The organism is Psychrobacter sp. NPDC078929, from assembly GCF_050267985.1.
Classification (GTDB): Bacteria; Pseudomonadota; Gammaproteobacteria; order Pseudomonadales; family Moraxellaceae; genus Psychrobacter.
In genome coordinates this window covers 53,202-72,427 of sequence record NZ_JBNNFX010000015.1, presented here as the reverse complement: position 1 = coordinate 72,427, position 19,226 = coordinate 53,202, and the positions used below count along the sequence as shown (strand labels likewise).

General features: G+C 43.2%; 17 protein-coding genes. 10 read left to right on the top strand and 7 right to left on the bottom strand.

All coding sequences use genetic code 11. The annotated features are described in order from the left end of the window. Window positions 1-236: 236 nt before the first annotated feature. Together ACQKCG_RS09555 and ACQKCG_RS09550 are read right to left on the bottom strand one after the other, a co-directional pair. Window positions 237-1,037 carry a BON domain-containing protein gene (locus tag ACQKCG_RS09555; RefSeq protein WP_101205348.1) on the bottom strand — a complete coding sequence of 267 codons (801 nt, stop codon included), beginning with the start codon at window positions 1,035-1,037 and terminating at the stop codon, window positions 237-239. 267 nt (window positions 1,038-1,304) lie between these two features. Beyond that, a complete protein-coding gene (locus tag ACQKCG_RS09550; RefSeq protein ID WP_101205347.1) occupies window positions 1,305-1,790 on the bottom strand; it encodes a YraN family protein in 486 nt (161 codons plus the stop codon). 143 nt (window positions 1,791-1,933) lie between these two features. On the opposite strand from ACQKCG_RS09550, the gene rsmI reads away from it, so the two are divergent. Both rsmI and ACQKCG_RS09540 read left to right on the top strand, forming a co-directional pair. Further along, on the top strand, window positions 1,934-2,890 hold the full coding sequence (gene rsmI / locus ACQKCG_RS09545) for a 16S rRNA (cytidine(1402)-2'-O)-methyltransferase (RefSeq protein ID WP_101205346.1): 957 nt from the start codon (window positions 1,934-1,936) through the stop codon (window positions 2,888-2,890). Window positions 2,891-2,944: 54 nt separating this feature from the next. Continuing rightward, the gene (locus tag ACQKCG_RS09540) at window positions 2,945-3,964 is read left to right on the top strand and encodes an adenosine kinase (RefSeq protein ID WP_101205345.1); all 1,020 of its coding nucleotides are present in this window, start codon (window positions 2,945-2,947) and stop codon (window positions 3,962-3,964) included. A 116-nt stretch (window positions 3,965-4,080) separates the two neighbouring features. Here the strand turns inward: ACQKCG_RS09540 and ACQKCG_RS09535 are convergent, their stop codons facing one another. Together ACQKCG_RS09535 and nfuA are read right to left on the bottom strand one after the other, a co-directional pair. Further along, window positions 4,081-5,403 (bottom strand): O-acetylhomoserine aminocarboxypropyltransferase/cysteine synthase family protein, encoded by a 1,323-nt coding sequence (locus tag ACQKCG_RS09535; protein WP_101205344.1) that lies wholly within the window; start codon window positions 5,401-5,403, stop codon window positions 4,081-4,083. A gap of 254 nt (window positions 5,404-5,657) precedes the next feature. After that, on the bottom strand, window positions 5,658-6,341 hold the full coding sequence (nfuA, locus tag ACQKCG_RS09530; RefSeq protein ID WP_057761762.1) for a Fe-S biogenesis protein NfuA: 684 nt from the start codon (window positions 6,339-6,341) through the stop codon (window positions 5,658-5,660). A 583-nt stretch (window positions 6,342-6,924) separates the two neighbouring features. Here nfuA and ACQKCG_RS09525 point away from each other — a divergent pair. The 4 genes from ACQKCG_RS09525 (at window position 6,925) to ACQKCG_RS09510 (ending at window position 11,508) form a co-directional block, all read left to right on the top strand. Beyond that, window positions 6,925-7,914 carry an alpha/beta fold hydrolase gene (locus tag ACQKCG_RS09525; protein WP_101205343.1) on the top strand — a complete coding sequence of 330 codons (990 nt, stop codon included), beginning with the start codon at window positions 6,925-6,927 and terminating at the stop codon, window positions 7,912-7,914. 139 nt (window positions 7,915-8,053) lie between these two features. Then, window positions 8,054-9,121: a bifunctional nicotinamide-nucleotide adenylyltransferase/Nudix hydroxylase gene (locus ACQKCG_RS09520; RefSeq protein WP_101205342.1), complete on the top strand. Its 1,068-nt coding sequence runs from the start codon at window positions 8,054-8,056 to the stop codon at window positions 9,119-9,121. Between the two features lie 135 nt (window positions 9,122-9,256). Further along, window positions 9,257-10,654, top strand: coding sequence for a nicotinate phosphoribosyltransferase (locus tag ACQKCG_RS09515; RefSeq protein WP_101205341.1), 1,398 nt, complete (start codon window positions 9,257-9,259; stop codon window positions 10,652-10,654). Continuing rightward, window positions 10,648-11,508 (top strand): SGNH/GDSL hydrolase family protein, encoded by an 861-nt coding sequence (locus ACQKCG_RS09510; RefSeq protein WP_101205340.1) that lies wholly within the window; start codon window positions 10,648-10,650, stop codon window positions 11,506-11,508. Before ACQKCG_RS09515 ends, ACQKCG_RS09510 begins: the two co-directional genes overlap by 7 nt. A 111-nt stretch (window positions 11,509-11,619) precedes the next feature. Here ACQKCG_RS09510 and ACQKCG_RS09505 read toward each other — a convergent pair whose 3' ends face one another. Next, the gene (locus ACQKCG_RS09505; protein ID WP_057761772.1) at window positions 11,620-11,898 is read right to left on the bottom strand and encodes a type B 50S ribosomal protein L31; all 279 of its coding nucleotides are present in this window, start codon (window positions 11,896-11,898) and stop codon (window positions 11,620-11,622) included. Between the two features lie 517 nt (window positions 11,899-12,415). On the opposite strand from ACQKCG_RS09505, the gene ACQKCG_RS09500 reads away from it, so the two are divergent. Continuing rightward, a complete protein-coding gene (locus ACQKCG_RS09500) occupies window positions 12,416-13,015 on the top strand; it encodes a YceI family protein (RefSeq protein WP_101205339.1) in 600 nt (199 codons plus the stop codon). A 230-nt stretch (window positions 13,016-13,245) separates the two neighbouring features. Further along, window positions 13,246-14,337 carry a GNAT family N-acetyltransferase gene (locus tag ACQKCG_RS09495; RefSeq protein WP_134292585.1) on the top strand — a complete coding sequence of 364 codons (1,092 nt, stop codon included), beginning with the start codon at window positions 13,246-13,248 and terminating at the stop codon, window positions 14,335-14,337. A 174-nt stretch (window positions 14,338-14,511) separates the two neighbouring features. On the opposite strand, the gene ACQKCG_RS09490 is transcribed toward ACQKCG_RS09495, so the two are convergent. Beyond that, a complete protein-coding gene (locus ACQKCG_RS09490) occupies window positions 14,512-14,949 on the bottom strand; it encodes a hypothetical protein (protein WP_227526638.1) in 438 nt (145 codons plus the stop codon). A gap of 557 nt (window positions 14,950-15,506) precedes the next feature. On the opposite strand from ACQKCG_RS09490, the gene ACQKCG_RS09485 reads away from it, so the two are divergent. Further along, entirely contained in the window at window positions 15,507-17,126 is a 1,620-nt protein-coding gene (locus ACQKCG_RS09485) for an FAD-dependent oxidoreductase (RefSeq protein ID WP_101205337.1), read from the top strand. A gap of 131 nt (window positions 17,127-17,257) precedes the next feature. Here the strand turns inward: ACQKCG_RS09485 and ACQKCG_RS09480 are convergent, their stop codons facing one another. Further along, on the bottom strand, window positions 17,258-17,941 hold the full coding sequence (locus ACQKCG_RS09480) for a TIGR00730 family Rossman fold protein (RefSeq protein ID WP_101205336.1): 684 nt from the start codon (window positions 17,939-17,941) through the stop codon (window positions 17,258-17,260). A gap of 381 nt (window positions 17,942-18,322) precedes the next feature. On the opposite strand from ACQKCG_RS09480, the gene ACQKCG_RS09475 reads away from it, so the two are divergent. Beyond that, the gene (locus ACQKCG_RS09475; RefSeq protein WP_101205361.1) at window positions 18,323-19,210 is read left to right on the top strand and encodes an alpha/beta hydrolase family protein; all 888 of its coding nucleotides are present in this window, start codon (window positions 18,323-18,325) and stop codon (window positions 19,208-19,210) included. Window positions 19,211-19,226: the final 16 nt, after the last annotated feature.

Sequence of the window (19,226 nt, the reverse complement as noted above, 5' to 3'; positions counted from 1 at the left end):
ACCAGTATCCTATTATATTTATTTATCAATCAGTAGTAACAGGCTAACAGCGATAATGGTTCATCCATTAGCCAATGAGGTGTTTGATATTAGTACCGTTGGCTAATGCACTGACTCTGCTACCTTTTGCTATTGACATAATACTCACTGGCCGAAGATTTCTCGTGCCTTTACTGTTATTACTATTTAGGCTTATTGTGATTAACGTCATTTATCGCTTGGCGAACTAAGGTTTTCTATTGATTCTGATAAAGGTCAATATAAGGGCTTGATGACGGCTGCGTAGTAGTGGCCTCTTCTTCCGTTATGATAATAGGCGTTGCTGTGCTGATAGTAGTATCTTGGGCAGCTGGCGCTACTGCAGGGTTGGCCAAATTATTCTCATACATGATGTCATCATTATTTATTTTCACCCCTCTATCGTCGACGACAGTTGTCAGCAATACCAACTCGGTAACCCCAACAGTGCCATTAGCGATATCAATCAGATGACTCTGCTGAGTGGGTGTCATACGGCCCATAATGTAGACCACGCCATTATTGGTAACGGCTTTAATTTGTGACGCACTCACGCCATCGCTAGCGGCTATTTTCGCCAGTAGCTTTGAAGTGATATAACCATCATGAACCGTTGAGCTATACCCTTTTGACGCACTCACCTCCATCTCATTGTAGACACGGCGTACATCCGGCATAGAGCTAACGACTTTTTCTACTTCTGCTTTGAGCGTTTCAGTTGGCACTTCACCTGTGAGCAGTACTTCGCTATTGAAACTATCGATACCCATACGACTGGTTTGCTGCAAGTCTTCTTTTAGCCCGTACACATTGATTTTGGCAGTATGTTCAATACTACGATCGAGCAGACGCTGCGGAATCGTGCGCTCAGTCATTGGTACACCATAAGTCCCTTCTGTACTGTTGGTCAGATAATTGGTGGCACAACCTGTACTGACAACACAGGCAGCAATCATAATGCCAGTCGTAATACGGCGTGATGAACCAAAAATAGCAGTGCGCAAATGCATCCGTGTCATTATTTACCTCTTAGAACATGGTTGTGACAATTTTATAAATTGAGCAAATCTTAATCTAGGCCGTGTTTTTATTTTGGAGAAAACACGCTCTAGTAGTGATGAGCTAAACTTAGCTGTAAGCTAATACTGTATCTGATTTATAAAAAGTTGACTATAACCGCTACTTTACTTAATTTTGGTCATCAGCGGTTAGCTTTTTAGTAACGAACCTTACTTGTCAGATGTGGTTAAATGCTTCACTTGGCAGCATCTATCTTATTTACTCTATTACCATGCACTGGCTATAAAAGCATTTTGAATCCATTCTGGTTGATGGTCTAACTCCTCATTTCTTGAATTTAACTTACTCATCGTATTGTAAGCAATAACATCAAACCGGCAGTCATAATGAGCATACTCAGGATACTGCTGCAAAAAGGACTGCGCTGTCTTAATAACTTTGCGCTGTTTGCTGGCTGTCACACTGAGTGCTGCATCGCCATAATTCGAGGACTTGCGCTGGCGAACTTCAATAAATACTAGTGTTGACCATGCTAAACCTGTCTCAATCATGACCAGATCCAACTCACCTACTTTTGGCTTTTGCCAATTTTGCACGACTAGCCTCAACCCTTGCGTTTGTAAATACTCACACGCCTGCTGCTCAAACCGACTACCTTGGCGCTGTTTTGGTGAGGTTAAGATTAAAGGCTTATGGTTCGGCATAAGGTGAATTGGTCTGATTAACATTTGAGAATTATCATAGCACAACATGCTAAACTAGCCACTTCTGCGCGTTCTACTCTCACAATCTATCGATTTCTTCACTCATTATTTGACTGAAAAACCATAGATAACGACTGTACATACTAGCGCACTATTATTTTTTAATGTCTTTTTAACGACTCGAGGTTTTCATGTCTACCCCTACTGCGATGCCAGCTTGTCTCTATATCGTTGCCACGCCGATTGGCAATATGTCCGACATGACAACGCATGCAATTGATGTCTTAAAGCAGGTCGCCATTATTGCCTGCGAAGACACCCGCACCTCAGGTAAGCTACTGTCGCATTTTGGCATCGATACCAAAGGCAGTAAAGGTGACGAGACAAAAGACTCAGAGACTCGTCCTGCCAAAAGCAGTATCGAAAATGATGACACGACTACAAAGCAAAAAGGCCACAATAAGCTATGGGCCTATCACGAACACAATAGCGCCATTCAAACGCCCAAAATTATTGAAATGATTGAGCAAGGTTATTCAGTTGCCTTGATTAGTGATGCTGGTACACCTCTAGTCAGCGATCCAGGCTATCAACTGGTACAAGCCGCGCATGAAGCTGGCGTGACCGTATCACCTATCGTTGGGGCTTCTGCTGCAATTGGCGCACTATCAGTAGCAGGGTTACCATCTGATCGATTTAGCTTTATTGGGTTCTTGCCAGCCAAAACGCATGGTCGTCAAAAACAGCTGAGCGATCTAATCGCACGTACCGAAACTTTAATCTTTTATGAAGCGCCGCATCGCATCGTAGCTAGTCTAGAAGACATGGCAACGATATTTGGTGCAGACCGCGCGGTGACTTTCTGCCGTGAATTGACCAAGACGTTTGAAACGGTACACAAGAGCATCCTTGGCGAGTTGGTTGAGTTTGTCAAAGCAGATGACAATCAGCAACGCGGCGAGATAGTCGTGGTCGTCGCTGGCGTCGGTGTGGCAAAAGATACTGACGATATCAGTACGCATGATAAATTGCTACAGCGTTTGCTAGAGGATTTGTCAGTCAAAAAAGCAGCCGCACTGGCCTCTGATATCACTGGCGTGAAGAAAAATGCGCTTTATCAGCGTCTACTAGAGTTACAAGCAGACTAGTTTTCAACAATAAGAAAGACAACCGTTTATAAGTAAATTGAGGAGAAGTAAGCAATGTACGACGTAATGGCAATAGGTAATGCGTTGGTTGATCACGAGTATGTGCTATCAGATGCGGCACTAGAAGAGACCGAGCTGACCAAAGGTAATATGACGTTGGCTGGTATTGAAGAGCAGCAGCAACTACTGGCTTATTTTAAACTGGCTGAGATTGAGCCATCAAAACAAGCAGGCGGTGGATCAGCAGCCAATACTATGTTTACCTTTGCAAGCTTAGGCGGTAAGCCTTTTTATGCTTGCCGCGTTGGTGATGATGATCAAGGGGCGTTTTATCTCAGAGACTTGCACGAAGCAGGTGTCGCGACCTCAGACAAATCTATTCATGCAGACGGCGTGACCGGCTCATGTGTGGTTGCCGTTACCGAAGATGGCGAGCGTACCATGCAGACCTATCTTGGTACTTCAAGTGAGATTGCCGCTGACAATATTGATTTTGACGCATTGACTCAAGCAGATTGGCTATATATCGAAGGCTATCTAGCGATGTCTGAGAGCATCCAACCAGCAATGACTCAATTACGTCAACAAGCCGGTATCCATAATGCAAAAATTGCAGTGAGCTTTGCTGACCCTGCGGTAGTAAAATTTGCCAAAGATGGTTTGCTTAATATGCTCGGCAACAAAGTCGCAGTGATATTCTGTAATAGCGAAGAAGCCAAGCTATTCACTGATAAAAAACAAGTCAAAGCAGCGGCGCGTGCCCTGCTTGAATATTGCCAAATTGCCGTCGTCACTGATGGTGCCAATGGTGCGGTAATCGCCCACCAGCCTAATGACGAGGCAGAAGTTGAAGTCTATGACGTTGCAACGCCAGCAGTGGCCAACGTCATCGATACCAACGGTGCAGGCGATAACTACGCTGGTGCTTTCTTATATGCACTATCGCAGCAGTATAGTCTGCCAGAATGTGGTCGTCTTGCTAGCGAAATATCAGCACAAGTTATTCAGCAGTTTGGACCGCGTCTTGCTTCGCAGGATTATCGAGATATCGCGCAGCGTGTACTGTCTTCTTAATTGTTAAACACATCTGTTGGACGCAAAACAAAAAGCCCATATCAAATCGATATGGGCTTTTTTTATATCATTCAGACTTGTTCAAACAGTTTGCTCAACTTAATAAGCGCTTGTTGTTAAGCAGAAGCTAATGCTTGCGCGAGATCGGCTTTAATGTCTTCGATATGTTCGATACCAATCGATAGTCGTACCATATCAGTACTAACGCCTGCATTTTCTAGCTCTTGCTCATTTAACTGACGATGGGTCGTCGTCGCTGGATGACAGGCTAGTGATTTCGCATCACCGATGTTTACCAAACGAGTTATCAGTTGCAGCGCATCGATAAAGCGCGCACCAGCTTCTAGTCCACCTTTCACCCCAAAGGTCAAAATGGCAGAAGGCGTGCCTTTCATGTATTTTTTGGCAAGCTCGTGCTCAGGATGGTCAGACAGACCTGCGTATTTAACCCAAGCAACTTTATCATGGTCACGCAGATATTCTGCGACGGCTTGTGCGTTTTGCACATGACGCTCCATACGTAGACTTAGCGTCTCCATACCTTGTAAGATACCAAAGGCATTTAGCGGGCTAAGTGCTGCGCCAGTATTACGTAATGGCGCAACGCGGGCACGAGCGATAAAGGCTGGCGCGCCTACGTCTTTGACGAAGTTCACACCGTGGTAACTATGATCTGGTGTGTTCAACAGTGGGAAACGCTCAGGATAATCGCCCCAAGCAAACTTGCCACTATCGACAATCGCACCACCAATTGATGTACCTGTTCCACTCATGTACTTGGTCAATGAGTGAATCACGATATCTGCACCAAACTCAAACGGACGACATATCGCTGGCGTCGCCACCGTATTATCAATCACGACAGGTACACCGTATTCATGGGCGACATCACTGAGCGCTTGAATATCCACGATATTACCGAGTGGGTTACCGATACTCTCTGCAAACACCATTTTGGTCTTGTCATCGATTAGATCACGAATGGCTTCAGGGTCTTTATGATCGAAGAAGCGCACTTCGATACCTTGACGCGGCAAAGCATGGGCAAATAAATTATAAGTACCGCCATATAGCGTTGATACAGCGACGATATTGTCGCCTGCTTCACAAATAGTCTGAATCGCATAAGTAATGGCAGCCATACCAGAGGCTACGGCAAGCGCACCGATGCCGCCTTCTAACGCAGCCACACGCTCTTCTAGCACCGCGTTGGTCGGATTCATGATACGAGTATAGATGTTGCCTGCGACTTTTAAATCAAACAGATCTGCACCATGCTGAGTATTATCAAAGGCATATGAACTGGTATGATAAATAGGCACGGCGACTGCTTTGGTCGTTGGCTCTACACTATAGCCGGCATGAATCGCTAAGGTCTCAAGACGTTGAGGGGTTTCTGGTTGCTGGGCTGTCTGCTGGTCTGCTGATCCATCACTCATAGTACATTCCTTTATTTTGATAAAAGATGATTTATTGACGACGTATCGCTCGAAAACCACCTTAGAAAACTGTCTGCTAAATCATAGCAATAAAAAAAGCTGAGTTCATCATAACTCAGCTTCTTTATTAAAAGAATAGCAAAATACTCATCTCTTCATGACAAATATTCATAAGCAGCAAACCAAACAGGCATATCTATACTAGAGATATGGCCACCTTTATAGCAGCCAATTGCTTTTAACTATTTTTCATTTTATTTATAGTAAGCATTCTCTGTACGAGTATGATCAGTCTCGTCAACCACTTGGGTTAATTCTGGAATTTGCTGTTTCAGCTGTACTTCAACGCCTTGACGTAAAGTCATATCAACCGCTGAACACCCTTGGCAACCACCGCCAAATTTCAATACAGCGGTTAGACCAATGCCTTCTTCATCAATCAGTTCAAGCAACTGTACGTCACCGCCATGTGCTGCCAAGCCAGGGTTAATCTCTGACTGCAATACATAGTTGATGCGCTCTTCGACACTGGCATCAGCGCCTACTTTAGGTACTTTAGAGTTTGGCGCGCGGAAAGTCAGCTGACCACCGAAACGATCTTTATTATAGTCGATGACCGCGTCTTCTAGATAAGGTACTGACGCCGCCTCAATAAATGCAGAGAAGTTTTCATACGTAAAACGCAAGTCAGCGCTGTCCTCTTCGCCCGGCTGATTATAAGCCATGCAGCACTCTGCGCGCGGTGTACCAGGATGCTCAACGAAAATACGCACACCGATACCATCGGTATCTTGCTTAGATAACAAATCTGCCAAGTAGCCTTGAGCTGACTCAGTGATAGTGATGTTGCTTTTCGCTTCGACTTGCTCGGTATCTAGGGCTGATTCATAGCCAGCAGTTTGGTCTAGTTGGTTATCAGCTTGGTTTTGCTCACTCATAATGTTTCCTATGCGTTATGACACAAACGCTATATCTATTATGGCTACTGTGTCGTGAATTTGGATTTTTAAAATATTTACGATTTATATAAGGCTTGCAGACTGGCAATATTTTCGATTTATTATTGTATGACATTGGCCGACATGAGTATAAAGTTTAATCCGTCTATAGCAGTCATTATACCTGAATCACACATCAATTCCGACCACGCTACTGTGAATTGAAGTGAGGCTATGGCAAATGGTCGTCATTGGTTTTTTTAATGATGCTAACAGGTGGCAAAGCAACTTTATATTTAGACGAGAAACCACAAACACGCTAAATGACTATGTTGGCTGCCAAGTTATTCTCTATATAAAGACAGCGGTACCATTTATCAAGCGCACTCAGCATTTTCGATATGCCATACCGTTCACATCTAGTCCGAGCAAGTCATCTGGTTTTGACGTAGTATTGATAATTTGAATGATTTTGCGCAGTAGCGTTATGAGCATGGTAGCTTTTAATTGTCTTGTATAGATATCAGCTTGTATAAATATCGACTTGTATAAAGATTATGTGTTTTTTGGATAGGATCATTTTATGATGACACGGACGTTGCACCTAGTAAATACCAAGGACGATGAGAAAATTGCCGTTTGGAAAGTAGTTGATAATTCAGAAGAAGATACGATAGCTAACACGTCAGAAAACAGCCTGCCTGACATCACACCGCAAAACATATTTTTGACGCATGGTACGTTTTCTGACAAGCAAACTTGCCTCAAAATCGCCGAATACTTTGCAGGGCTTGGTCATCACTGCTACATCATGGAATGGCGTGGACATGGTGATAGCTCACTACCGAAAGAAAAATTCAACTTTGAGACCGTCGCCACTTACGACTATGAAGCGACTTTTCGTTATTTCTTTGAAGAATTAAAGATCGATAACCTGCACTGCGTTACTCATAGTGGTGGCGGTGTTGGTTTGACCATGTTTCTTGTCCAAAACCCAAGCTATATCGATAAGGTCAATAGCATCAGTATGTTTGCCTGCCAAGCTTTTGGCGCAGTAAAGGACTCGACCAGCTACGCGAAAATCCTTACGGCCAAGATAGTCACTCGGTTGGTCGGCTTTATACCCGCTAAGCAATTAAAGGTAGGCCCTTTTAACGAAAGCTACTATACGATGACCCAGTGGTACGATTGGAATTTGGGTAAAAACTTTAAAAGTAGTTTTTTGAAAAAGGCTAATTTTGATAAAGGCAGGACAAATACAGAAGAAATGAACGAAAGCATTAATCAGCAGAAAAGTACTGGCGATGACTTTATCGACTATCGTCATCATATGCCACAGATTACCATTCCTGTTTATTCTATCAGTGCGAAAGGCGATACTTTCATATCCCCTACTCGTGGCTGTCGTTTGTTTTTTGATAGCTTTGATAATTCAACTAATATCTTTCGAGAGTACTCGCTCAGTAACGGCGATTTAGATGACTATACGCACAGTCGCATCATGATCAGTCGCAATGCTGCCACAGAGATTTGGCCAACGGTGACGGCATGGATAGAGAAGTATGCCAGTTAAAGTAGAGATTTCGTTTGGATGATTTCGATAATGACACACCCCTAAACATCTTTATACTTGTCAGAAAGTCATGGGCTGTGTCAGTATTAGCGTCATTAATTTTTAATCAATAAAAATAAGTCGTAGGAAGTTGGCGTCTATGAGTGAATTATCAAAGCAACAGTCAGATAAGCAAAACCTAGATCAAAAAGGCAGTAAACACTATCGTTATCTGGTCTTTATCGGTCGCTTTCAGCCGTTTCATGCTGGCCACAAAGCCGTCATTGATGAGGCGCTAAAACGCTCAGACGAAGTGATTATGCTGATCGGCTCAGCCAACTTGCCACGTAGCTTACGCAATCCGTTCAGCGTCGCTGAGCGTGCCGCAATGATCAAAGGCGCCTACTCTGAAGAAGAAGCCGCACGCATTCACTGTGTTGGCTTAGATGATGCGCTCTACAATGACACCCGCTGGCTACAGTATGTGCAGGCAGGTGTAAAATCTGTCACTGGTGACTTGCAGACGGATATTGGCTTGATTGGTCATTCAAAAGACAGCTCATCGTACTATCTGTCATTGTTCCCCAACTGGGACTCTGTGTCAGTGCCCAATTATCACAATTTATCAGCCACACCTATTCGCGACAGCTACCTGATGGGTGCCACGCCGACACCTGAGCGTACGCCTGAGTCTACGCGTAACGTCCTCGATGCATTCAAACAAACTGAAGACTATCATCAGCTGCATGAAGAAGCAGACTTTATTGATAAATATAAAAGACAGTGGGAATCAGCACCATACCCGCCTACCTTTATGACAGCCGATGCATTGATTGTACAGTCGGGACACATCCTACTGGTTGAGCGACGCAGTATGCCAGGACTCGGACTGTGGGCGCTGCCGGGTGGATTTCTAAATCCAAAAGAGACGCTGTTTGATGCTTGTATTCGTGAACTGCGCGAAGAAACTCGCCTCAAGGTGCCTGAGCCAGTATTACGCGGCTCCTGCCATAGCCAACATACCTTTGACGACCCATATCGCTCAGCGCGTGGTCGTACCATTACTCAAGCATTTTACTTTCAACTTAAAAACGATCCAAAAGGTCTGCCAAAAGTAAAAGGTGGCGATGATGCGACCAAGGCATTTTGGTTACCATTGGCTGAGCTTGACGCAACCATGATGTTCGAAGATCACTATGCAATTATCACCAAAATGGTTGGGTTATAGCATCATTTTCTATCATGATTTATCACTTTTATATGCAACTTATTAGCACCCGAGCCGATAGACGACAAGGGTTTATCGCCGCCACTGTTCTTTTATTAAAGCAGGGGCGGCATCTCAAAGCAGAGGAGTTCTGTGATGTACACCAGCAACCTAAACAACCTAATCTTAAACAGCGACAGCTATAAAACCTCACATTGGGTGCAATACCCAAGCGGTAGTGAGTATCTGTCAAGCTATATCGAAGCGCGAAAAGGTGACTATGATGTGGTGTTTTTTGGCCTGCAAGCCTTTATCAAAGAATACCTAAGCACGCCTATCACCCATCAAGATATCGATGAGGCCGAGATGGTCATTCAAGCACACGGTTTGACTTTCAACCGAGCAGGATGGGAGCATCTGGTCGATAAACATGACGGCTACTTGCCACTACGCATCGAGGCCGTCGCCGAAGGCAGCATAGTACCCGTATCTAACGTGGTTTGTCAGATTACCAATACTGACCCTGAGTTTTATTGGCTGCCAAGCTATATCGAAACGGCACTATTACGTGCGATTTGGTACCCATCAACGGTCGCTAGCGTCTCACGTTACTGCAAAGACATCATCCGTCAGGCTCTAGAGAAGTCAGCAGACAACACAGAGTCGCTGCCTTTTCGCCTGCATGATTTTGGTGCGCGCGGTGCCTCAAGCCAAGAGAGTGTGGCACTCGGTAGTTTGGCACATTTGGTCAACTTTGCTGGTACGGATTCGATGACCGCGCTGGTTGCTGCCAGTCGTTGGTATCAGATGGGTAAAGACATGCCCGCGTTTTCGATTCCAGCGGCTGAGCACAGCACCATGACAGCATGGGGACGTGATGGAGAGACCGCTGCATTTGCCAATATGATTGAACAGTTTGGTGGCACAGACAAAGCGTTTTCGGTCGTCTCTGACAGCTATGACTTATGGAACGCGATTGATAATATCTGGGGCGATACCTTAAAAGAAGACGTCAAAAACATGGGTGGTACGCTCGTCATCAGGCCAGACAGTGGTGAGCCTACCAAAGTGGTACGTGAAGCCTTAGAGCGTCTAGCGGTGAAATTCGGTACGACTATAAACAGTAAGGGCTATAAAGTACTGCCCGATTACGTGCGGATTATCCAAGGGGATGGTATCAGTGCACAAAGCTTGAGCAATATCATTGATGTGATCATGAAAGCAGGCTTTAGCGCAGAAAACGTAACATTTGGCATGGGCGGTGGTCTATTGCAGCAAGTCAACCGCGACACCATGAGTTGGGCGATGAAATCTAGCGCTATCTCTATCGATGGCGCATGGAAGGATATTTACAAAGATCCCGTCACCAGCCGCTCGAAGCGCTCGAAAAAAGGACGATTGGCACTGGTAAAAGACAACAGCGGCCAGCTAACAACCGTCAAAGAAAATGAGATGAGCGATCCAACTGATAATCTATTACGTGATGTCTACGTCGATGGTCAGTTGTTAATTGAAGACAGTCTCACGACTATTAGGGAACGTGCGGGATGGTAGACACTAGTAAGCTGACATCAGTCGCAAAGGACGTTTTACTTGCCCCTGTCTACCTCTATCAAGGTCGCAAAATCAAGCGTGATACGGTTCGCTTGCCTGAACCACATGGCGAAAGGCACGGCGTGATTGACCTGACTCAAGCAAATAATAAGGTATCAACGCAAGACGCTAAGACATTTAACCTTATGGTGGTCGGTGATTCAGCAGCAGCAGGTGTGGGTAGTCAAACGCAGCAAGAAGCATTGGTCGGTAAGCTCATACCGATACTGGAGCAAAACAAAGCTATCCAATCGAACTTTGCTCGTCTCAATTGGTCATTACAAGCGACAACAGGTCATACCAGCTTTGATATTCTACGCAGGTTATATGTCTTACCTGCTCCTGAACAGCCTATCGATGTGATGTTGCTGAGCGTAGGGGTCAATGATACAACGTCCAATGTCTCTGTGCATAAATGGCAACAACAAATTGAAGACATTATCAATATTGTACAGCGCAAATTTGGCGTACGAGAATTGGTTTTTTTAAGTTTGCCACCGATGGCGCAAATGCCTGCAATCCCTGCCCCGCTCAATAACTTTGTGGGTGCAAAAGCGTCGGTACTGGATGAGATATTACAGCAGGTTTGTGCGGCTCATGCTGGTGTCACCTATATGGCAACCGACTTTACACGGATGTTAGAAGAGCATGCAAATGGCTCGGCTATCGATATCAATGTGATGTTTGCCAGTGATGGATTTCATCCTAGCAGTCTGATGTACGGCTATTGGGCACAGCAAATCGTAGAGACTATTATTCAGTTACTAGATTCTATTCAGTTATTGGACTTATCTACTACTGAATTTGAGCGCTAAATAGACTGTTAACTTTATTTTTAGATCATAAAAAATTAAACCAAAAAAAACCGCTGAATAATCAGCGGTTTTTTATTGCTTAACGAAATATATTTACACCATAAGTGCAAATTATTCAGCAGCGTCTGCAGCTTTCTTGCTACGGCCACCAAATGCGCCAAAGCGTTTGTTGAAGCTTGCAACACGACCTTCAGTAGAAGTTTTACGTTGCTCACCAGTATAGAATGGATGCGACGCACTTGAGATATCAAGTGGGTAGTATGGGTATTCTTTACCTTCGTATTCACGAGTCGCTTTAGTCTTAGCAGTTGAGCGAGTCAAAAAGAACACGTCAGCGTTAGTGTCGTGGAACAAAACTTCTTGGTAATTAGGATGGATATCTTTACGCATAATATACTCTCTAGGTCCGATGTATGTACAACGTCTAAATACAACACCATCGATGATGTATCAAACAAATAATGACATACGTAACTGAGGCACTAAGGACATTACAAGTATGGCAACTGCGTCACTGGCTTATTCCAGCACCCAACACCACCCTTCTGTTCGCTTAGCCTTTCCCCAGCGGGAAAATTAAACCGCGATTTTAACGGTTTTTGAGGCCAGACGCAAGCTGCAGTTGTAATAGAGATATGTGATAAGTTGTCAATGATAAAGTAATGGTATTGAGATAAGCGATGTAATTCAGTACAATAATTTAGTTATTAAAATTAATCTATGGTATAAATTACTGTAGTTAACCTAAACAAATATACTGTGTATGAATCATTTATATTCAGTATATTAAATGGTACAGTTACGCGATATTGATCAGTTTTACAGGAAGTATCGCTCTACTCATTTATAGACAAGCTTAGATTTAATAATCAAGCATGAAAAACAAATACTAAATAAGGATTATTCAATGATAAACATGACAATAAAAACCACTGCTAAAGCGTTATTCGTCAGCTCAGCACTTGCTATCACTACTATGGCAAGTGCTGCACTACCAACTCAGTGGGAGTTAGATGATTCCCATACTCGTGTCGGGTTTTCTGTGAGCCATATGGGATTCTCAACCACAATGGGTCATTTTAGTGATGTTGAGGGTGTGGTGAATTATGATATGAAAGCACCAAATCAAGCCAGCATGGAATTTACTATAGCCACCGACAGCATCGATACCAATTGGGATGCTCGTGATAAACATCTAAAAACTGATGAATTTTTTAATGTCGAAAAGTATCCAACCATGACGTTCAAATCGACTCAAGTTAAATTTATAAACCCACAGCAAGCCAAAGTAACCGGTGACTTTACCTTACTCGGTCAGACCAAGCCACTGACACTGGATGTTACATTGAATAAAATCGATAACAGCCCACTGACTAAAGAGCCCGTTGCTGGTTTTCGTGCTACTGGTACGATCGACCGCGCCGCTTATGGTATGACCGCTTATGCTAGCGGTATCACCACCAACGTCCCTATTCAGATCGATGGTGAGCTGGTAGAGAAAAAATAACTATAAGCTTGTAGCTCTCTAATATCTTTCGACAAAAACGAGAAAAGCAGCCTACCCTCATTTATAGAGGCAGGCTGCTTTTTTATTTCCTATAGATTCTTCTACGCTCTAATAATATATTCATTATTTTACATAAAAGGTTTTTATATACTTGAAGGCTTCATAATTTGTTGTTATATTCTTATATGCGGATTTACGAATATATAACGCAACACTGAGGGAGCAGCAACGTGGATACAGTACAAGTTGATTACATAGCGATAGATGCTGAGTGGGATAAGAAGGTATCAAATCATCATTTTGATATATACCACTTATCTGGTTGGATTGCGGCCTCAGCTGTCATCGATAAGGGCAAACCTCAAGGCATCATCGCTCACTATAAAAACAAGGAAGTATTGTTACCCATTATAATTAGAGACATTGACTCAGAGCACTGGGATGCTACTTCCACTTATGGTTACGGGGGGCCGTTGATGGACAAAACCCTCACCGATGCCGAGTTAGACATCATACTGGATGAGATAAGAGCTTTTCTTTGCGAGAGAGGCTGCGTGTCCTTATTTATGCGGTTGCACCCGATTATTAATAAAGAATGGATACCTACAGTTGGCAAAGCACTTACTCACGGACTGACCTTGATGTCTGATTTGAGTAAGTCAGAAGAAGAGCATTGGAGCGAAACACAAAATCGACATCGCCGCGGTATCAAAAAAGCCATAAAAATGGATGTCGTGACAAAAACAGAATACTTAACTCGGCAGAACGCGATGGTGTTTTCAGACATTTATAAAGAGACAATGCGACACGTCAAGGCCAGTGATTATTACTTCTTTGATGATGATTATTTCTTTAATTTGCTTGAAAACCTTCAAGAAAAAATACTATTGATAACTGCCTATCAAGACGATAAAGCGATTGGGTCTTCTATATATACGCTCTGCCAAGAGTCTGGCATTATGCAGTTCCATCTTGGCGGTACGCTGAACGCTTATACACATCTACAACCTTCTAAACTTATCACTCATGTCGCTCGTAATTGGGGACGAGAGAACCGTTATGAAGTGCTACATCTTGGTGGCGGCGTTGGCTCCAATTTAGATTCTTTATATGAGTATAAAAAAGGCTTTAGCTCGCAAGAGTTACTATTTAAGACTTATAGACTCATCGTCAATGCAGTGAAATATACAGAGTTAGTAGCTGATATATGGTTTACAGAAAGTGATCTGCTCTCAGACTTTTTTCCCTTATACAGAAAAGAGCCTAGCAAAGAAGAAGTGTTAGAGACCATTCAGATTGAGCCTTTAGCAAAAGTAACATAATACAGGTCACATCTATTATTAGAGAATATACGCACGGTAGTATTCTCGATAGCGGAAAATAGAACCGAACAAACAAAAAGCAGCCTACCTCTATAAAAGCAGCCTGCCTCTATAATTGAGGGCAGGCTGCTTTTTTGCGTTAACGTTTTCGAGTCAGTTTATATCTAATGCATACTATTTACTTGGGATAACATGCCAAACGCCAAGTTTATCATCCCCGTCTTTGTCACCAACTTTTGTGTCATTAGCATAGAAGTATAAAGGCTTACCGTTCATTGCCCACTGATATTTGCCATCTTCACGCTTGAATGCAGCGAACTGACCTGAAGCTTTAGCATCGCTAGGCGCTTTGAAAATTGGCCACACAACTTGGCAAGCTGCACCGCAATCTGACTTATTCATAGAATCTTTATCAAACGTATATAACGTCATATGATTTGTAGCATCTACCAGCACCCCATTCTTGCTAGTGACTGGTGCTGTATTATTGCTGGTTGCCTGTACTTCATGCGTACCTGACATATCATTACCGACTACGTTTTTTAAAGTAGTACAGCCAGTTAGTGCCAATACACCTGTTAGTGCCGATAACATCATAATATTTTTCATCATAACTTCCTTGTAATTTTAGTCGTATTTTTTATAGCGATAAGCTTGTGGCTGTTTACTTTGTCGACTGTCCCTTTTGTTAATTCTGATATTTGTAATTTTGAACAGTCATCAAAACAGAACCTACACTTCTTGTTAAGCAAAATAAATATAGCATATGCTCTTAATTTATCTCGGCTACCAATATATACACTTACAAAAGTGGTCGAATTTTACAAAATAATAAAACGAGCTTATTTTCGATTTCACAAACTTGCCACCTCTCTCGTTTACTCTATTTTTAGACAGGCTCGTTTGTCTGAAAAACTTCACACATATAGCGACTCGTTGACAAAACTCATGCATCTTCTTACGTATTTCCCATCATATTATCTGTAGTTCTTCGTAAAATAAACCTATAGAGATGAAGAATGGCTAAACAATAGAAAAGATGACTATTGAAGTTCAGATTTGTGTGTTGAACTTAATTACATTCGCACTCATATCAAGAAATATAGAACATTTGATACATATACCGAGCACGGCCTAATACAGATGCTATTAAGGATACAACGACGACAATGACTCAGTCTTTTGATAAAAACTACGCTCAATCCTTTAATCGTGACGCTCATTCTGAGGTGTTATCTTACGGGGCAAAAAACATTCAACCTAAAAAGCGTGTTGGCATTTTGGGCGGCGGTACTGCGGGATCGACGATTGCAATTCGACTTGCTGCGTTAGGATTAGAGACATACTTATTTGAGAAGAAAAAATCTCTCATTGATGGACCACCTATGTGTCATTTGCATGCAGGTGGTAATTTATATCGTGAAATACCGGACGAGGATTGCGTAGCACTGCTCAAGCAATGTATCGATATTTTGCGTTTGTATCCGCACACTATTGACGTTCGTCCTACGGTGTTTGCCGTACCGACACGTGATGAAGGGTTGCCTGAAGATTTACTACCGCGTTTAGATATTTTGACCGATGCTTATCAAGAACTGATTGAGCAAGATGCTAATAATAAGGTATTGGGCGAGCCTGAAGATTACTATCAGCTCTATAGTCATGAGCAATTGATTGAGCTGTCTGAACGTGAGCAAGTCGCTGTACCAAGTACGGTTGATGAGTGGATGATTCCAGTCGCTAGATACTTAGATTTGAACAAAGTTAAATTTCCGTTAATTGTTGTCCAAGAATATGGCTGGAATATTTTTCGTTTAGCCGCTTCTGCTAAGCTTGCGCTCGAAGAGTATGACAATGCGCACGTATTTACCGAAACTGCTGTGCAAAAAGTCGTGCCAGTAGATTGTGAGAACTGTACCAACGCTGACCATCATGTCACCAAATGGCGTATCGACTATCAACAGATCCATAGTCAAGAACATAACTCTCAGCCTGAGTCTATCGAAGTTGATTATCTAGTCAATGCTTGCGGATTTCGTACAGGTGTTATTGACGATATGGTTGGTATCGAAGTCACACGTATGGTTGAGTTCAAATCATCTTATGTGACTCATTGGGGCGATGCTGGTGGACAGATACCAGAGATTATCGTCTATGGTCAACGAGGTACACCAGAAGGAATGGCGCAGCTTACTCCCTACCCTGGCGGATACTTTCAGATTCATGGTATGAGTAAAGCCATTACTCTGTTTGATGATGGTCTTGTCGCATCAAGTGAAGACAGTGCGCAGCCCAAACTGCCACAGCAATATGTGCATTATATTGAAGATGGTTGGGATAAAGCGCCCCTACAGGCACGTAGTCAGCAAGCGATTGAGTATGTGGCGGAGTTTGTACCGACATTTAACAGCGCACGTACTGTTGGTAACGCACTATATGGTGGGCAGCAGATTCCTGGGCAAGATGATACGCTGCGAGTCGCTGATGTGAGTTTATACTCTAATATACGCTATGCCCGTGCAGAAAACGTCAAAGCATCTTCGACCTTGATTGCCGCTGATCAAATAGTTAATGAGCTGACAGATCTAGGTTTGATAGAGAACGATACACCTCTGAATCGTCGTCGCTATGCTCATGAGTGGTCGTACCTTGTCCATAACGATGGCCTCGCTGTCGATGAGGTTGCACGTGAGCTCGCTGAACAGCGTGGATTCCCGATAGCGATGGCTCATGTTAATCATAGTATTCGTGAAGTAGCATTGGACGATCTCACGCCTGCTGATGCCTAATAGGTATGATTCTCTGATAGGTTGTTAATACATATAATAAAGGAGCAGATAACCGAGGTTTGGTTATCTGCTCCTTTTTTGCAATAGCTTTTAATATTTAAGCATTTGCTGTGTATGAATAGCTATACGGCTTAACTATTACTGCCTGCCATTTTCTCTGTATCCACAGCATCATCTATGGTCACTACTGTCTGTAGCATATCGATCGCTTCGCTGATGGTATTGCACACTACTAGACGATCTAAATCTTGCTGCTTCATAAAGCCTTGCTCAGTAGTATATTTTAAATGCTCAATCATACGGTCATAAAAACCATTTATATTCAAAATGATCATTGGTTTTTCGTGCTGGTACAATTGACGCCACGTGGCGATTTCCATAATCTCTTCTAATGTTCCGAGCCCGCCTGGTAGCGTGATAAAGGCATCGGCATACTCTGCCATAACAGTCTTACGCGTGTGCATAGTGTCAGTCAAATGCAACCGAGTCAGCTGCTCGTGAGCGATTTCGTGCTTGAGCATAAAGGTTGGAATCACGCCCACTGCTTGCGCGCCGCCATTGATTACTTCATCCGCAACTGCGCCCATTAGACCGATACTAGCGCCACCATATACTAGTCCCATGCCATTATTTGCTAATGCACTGCCAAGCTCGCGTGCCGCCTGTTCATAAACGTCACCATTGCCCAAGCGCGAACCACAATACACAGCCACGAGTGGCATTGATAGGGCAGACTTGTCGACTGCTTTTTCAATATTTGTAATGTCTTTGCTTGTGATTACATCATAAGTGTCATCGTTAATTTTCATTTGCATATAGCTTCCTTAATTACCTGTCAGTTTTTATTGAGTGCTTGTTATTAGTGAAGGCTGCATACCGACACCTGTCATTTATATTGTCATGCATATGATTCATAAGACAAACTCAACCAAGCTATACGAAACTTGGAAGTCATATTTGAGCAACTGTCTTGCCAGCATTTATCTTAACATAAGCAATGCTACCACATAGTCACAACGATTTATCACTACGCAACGACTACACTTTCAAGATGCGCATTTATTGTTCATCATAGCCCGATATTCGTTATCTACTAATAAAAATACTAAGGTATACCCATGGATAATCACAATTCCTCTCCCACTGCCGAGCTATCAAGCTCTGTGCTTAATGGCACTCTCACTAATAAAAGTAATATGAATGACGCGAGCAATATTGATACTTACTCATTAAGCATCATGACCGATCGCAACCAAGCATTGGCAGCCACTGTCTATCGCCCTAAAGATGCGACAAAAAAAGCAATCATGATGGCACCAGCCACAGGTATTAAGCGCCATTTTTATCATAATTTTGCGACTTACTTAGCAGAGAGCGGCTTTGGGGTACTGACCTTTGATAATGAAGGAATTGGTGAGTCATTATCGACCGATCTGGCAAAATGTAGCGCTTCCTTGATCAGTTGGGGTCGCCATGACATGCCAGCTGTACTTGATGCTTTACAAGATGAGTTTCCTGATGCCTCTTACCATCTTATCGGTCATAGCGCGGGTGGTCAGCTCATCGGCTTGATGCCTAACTATCAGGCGATTGGCTCAGTGTTCAACGTCGCTTGCTCGTCAGGACGTATCAAAAATATGGGCATGCCATATAAGCTCAAAGCCATGGGCTTTATGGATGCGTTTATTCCATTCACTAATTTAACACTGGGCTATACGCCGTCGGACAAAATCGGTATGGGTGAGCCGCTGCCACGCGGCGTGGCTCGTCAATGGCGTGAATGGTGCAATGGCTCAGGCTATATCAAAACCGCATTTGGCAAAAGCATACATACACATTTCTATGATGAGCTCAGCATGCCGGCATTGTGGCTTGGCTTTAGCGATGACGATATCGCCAACAGTGAAAACATGGACGATATGATAAGGGTATTTACAAAAATGCCCGTAGAAAAGCGATTCTTAGACCCTGAAGATTTTGGACTAAATCATATCGGTCATATGCGCTATTTTAGCAGTAAGACCAATATCAAAGCACCGCAGCTATGGCAAATGGCAGTGACATGGTTGCACGACCAACCATAAGCTTAGCACCATGTCG